General features: G+C 43.8%; 1 protein-coding gene. It reads left to right on the forward strand.

All coding sequences use genetic code 11. The features are described 5' to 3' along the window. Nucleotides 1-329: hypothetical protein (locus tag AB4585_RS24510; RefSeq protein WP_372171357.1), on the forward strand; the 329-nt coding region annotated here is incomplete at both ends.

The following is a 329-nucleotide window of genomic DNA, read 5'->3' on the forward strand; positions in this document are numbered from 1 at the left end:
TATCTTGGGTGAGCAGTATCTGAAAATCTGTGATGGTTGTGAGAACTTCAATGAAATGGGTGTGGGCTCAGAAGAGTACCTAAAAATGCATCACAAGGTGGTGTTTGAAACGCTAATACAACTCTATCACCGAGCGCCAGGTCAGTTGACTGATGATCAGTATAAGTCAGTGAGTGCTGTTGGGGTGATTGATGTTACCTATGAGTACTTTGAGGCATTGAAGTCTCTTGAGTCTGATAAGGACATGCAGGAACTGTATATGTCTGGTCTAGCGTATGACGTTTCTTATCACAGAACTATCGCTCAGATGGGTCTGATTAGGCAGACGC

Origin of the sequence: Vibrio sp. 10N.222.49.C9, assembly GCF_041474985.1 — a bacterium.
GTDB lineage: Bacteria > Pseudomonadota > Gammaproteobacteria > Enterobacterales > Vibrionaceae > Vibrio > Vibrio crassostreae_C.